The organism is Pseudoalteromonas sp. SK18, from assembly GCF_001974855.1.
Classification (GTDB): Bacteria; Pseudomonadota; Gammaproteobacteria; order Enterobacterales; family Alteromonadaceae; genus Pseudoalteromonas.
This window is the reverse complement of record NZ_MTQB01000054.1, coordinates 1-1955: the sequence shown is the minus strand read 5'-3', so window position 1 is coordinate 1955 and position 1955 is coordinate 1. Positions and strand designations below refer to the sequence as shown.

The following is a 1955-nucleotide window of genomic DNA, read 5'->3' as shown; positions in this document are numbered from 1 at the left end:
TCTTCGCCAGTAAGGCCTTTACCAGCTTGAAGTTCAGCTAATGCTTTGTTGAAGTCGAAAGATTGAGTCATGTGTCACTCCTGTTTTCTTAATAATACTGAAATGACACAGATTTCTAAACACTACCAACCTACACGCCAGTTGTAGCCATTTTCTCGATAGCTGCACTTCTTGCTGTCGCATCTCAACATTTTGCTTCCGGCTCATTTATCTCCATCAGAACACTGATGCTATTTATAGCTTTTTCAATGACGCTCTTAGCGGTGCAAAAACTGAAAGACCTATACAGTTTCACAAATTCGTTTATTACTTATGATTTACTAGCGATGAGATGGATAAGATATAGTTATATTTATCCCTTCATTGAAGCATATGCAGGTATTGGTATGGTTGCCCAACTACAGCCTCTCGCAGTGGCACCATTTTCATTGTTTATCGGCACAGTTGGAGCAATTTCAGTTTTCAAAGCCGTTTACATTGACAAACGCCAGTTAAAGTGTGCCTGTGTAGGCGGCGATAGCAGTGTGCCACTTGGATTTGTATCGCTATCTGAAAACTTATTTATGATCGCGGGAGCATTGATTATGCTGCTGATGTAAAGGTATAGCTCTATTCGGCGGCCCCTTAACTGTTAAGATTAGACCTAGGATGCCAGCCCACACCTTTCTAATCCATATGTAACATTTTTTCTGTCGTACTGGCATCAAGATAACCAGAACTGAGCAAACAATCTCAAAGGTTGTACAAAATAACACTAAAGCTTTTTCATTAAGTTTTATTGTTATGCTCTTGTGGTGGCTTTCGCCACCACTTTATTAGTTTTCAAGTTCCACCATATCTTTCGCTGCAATGTCACCAGACACTAGCTTTACAGTTGCGAAATGATCATTCACAATTTTAGTAATTTGTACCGTTCCTACCTTTTCGATAGTGTAGGGATCTTCACCTTCACTCAATACTATTCTTTCATGGAATCTAATAACACTGTATTTTTGCCCAACCTCTGCGCCATGCTTAGCACCAATACAGATTAGAGTTCGATTATCAGAACTTTCTACTACCTGACCTCTCATCATGTATTTATGATAAAAAGTGGTATTGGAACAACCCACTAAATATAAACCGAATGTAAGCAATAAAAGAGCTTTTATATAGGGTGTTTTCATCACTGTTACCTCATTTGACTAACTAATTATCTATACACTTTTTTATGAATTCATTTGTTTTTCCGGCCAGCCCCCGAAGGTGCTTGATGACAACTCCAAGGCTTATGAACAGAGTTATCTTTGATGTTCTGATCAACAAATTTATAGTAACTTTCTTTAGTATGTGTCCACCAATCATCATGAACATCTGCGCCATACTTACGGATTACCTCCTCAATCCCATCAAGGCTTACGTTTGCGGCATCATAGGCAAGGTGTATTTCACCTTCTTTGATGTTGTAACTAACTTCATCTATACCAAAAAGCTGATCTATTTCTTTTACTAACTCGTCACAGCTTTCTTCTGTGACATTGCTAAGCTTTAGGTTTCGAACAACTAAATTTTGCTCTTTAACGCCAACTCTATGATTTAAATCGCTCATAATTTTTCTCCTAATGTTTGTGTGAATGCTGTTGATTGCTATCTTTCATTTCTTCCATTTTACGGTTCATCTGCGGCATCATGTTCCCCATCATTTCTAAATGATGTTCAGCCATCTTGATTTGTTGATGCATTGGCATTTCTTCCATGTTTTTGTGCATGGATTGCATCATCTTCATCATTGAACGGTGATGTTCAACCATCATCTGCTGTTGCTTTTCAGGATCTTTTTCAGTTTTAATGTAAGCGTCTAGCGAACCACACCTAGCATCGATGTTCTGATTATCTAAAAATACCTGCTCAATGATAAATTCGGAGCAGGTGATGAAAACTTACAGAACAAGCGCACAGTGGCAGCAGCTTTTGCT

General features: G+C 38.5%; 3 protein-coding genes and 1 pseudogene. 1 reads left to right on the top strand and 3 read right to left on the bottom strand.

Features of this window, described 5'->3' with window-relative positions:
• Positions 1 to 128: 128 nt before the first annotated feature.
• Positions 129 to 599, top strand: a pseudogene (locus BW139_RS18070) (MauE/DoxX family redox-associated membrane protein); the annotation flags it as partial.
• Positions 600 to 815: 216 nt separating this feature from the next.
• On the opposite strand, the gene BW139_RS18065 reads toward BW139_RS18070, so the two are convergent.
• From BW139_RS18065 to BW139_RS18635, 3 genes are read right to left on the bottom strand one after another with little or no spacing between them, the layout of a single operon-like run.
• Positions 816 to 1166, bottom strand: coding sequence for a hypothetical protein (locus tag BW139_RS18065; RefSeq protein WP_004589646.1), 351 nt, complete (start codon positions 1164 to 1166; stop codon positions 816 to 818).
• 50 nt (positions 1167 to 1216) lie between these two features.
• On the bottom strand, positions 1217 to 1588 hold the full coding sequence (locus tag BW139_RS18060) for a hypothetical protein (RefSeq protein ID WP_008467865.1): 372 nt from the start codon (positions 1586 to 1588) through the stop codon (positions 1217 to 1219).
• Between the two features lie 10 nt (positions 1589 to 1598).
• Positions 1599 to 1748: a hypothetical protein gene (locus BW139_RS18635; RefSeq protein WP_254844990.1), complete on the bottom strand. Its 150-nt coding sequence runs from the start codon at positions 1746 to 1748 to the stop codon at positions 1599 to 1601.
• Between the last annotated feature and the right edge of the window lie 207 nt (positions 1749 to 1955).

Bases quoted from the DNA above. Each gene is read 5' to 3' on its own strand.
- BW139_RS18060 (WP_008467865.1), bottom strand. From the start codon at position 1,588: ATGAGCGATTTAAATCATAGAGTTGGCGTTAAAGAGCAAAATTTAGTT.
- BW139_RS18635 (WP_254844990.1), bottom strand. From the start codon at position 1,748: ATGCACAAAAACATGGAAGAAATGCCAATGCATCAACAAATCAAGATG.
- BW139_RS18065 (WP_004589646.1), bottom strand. From the start codon at position 1,166: ATGAAAACACCCTATATAAAAGCTCTTTTATTGCTTACATTCGGTTTA.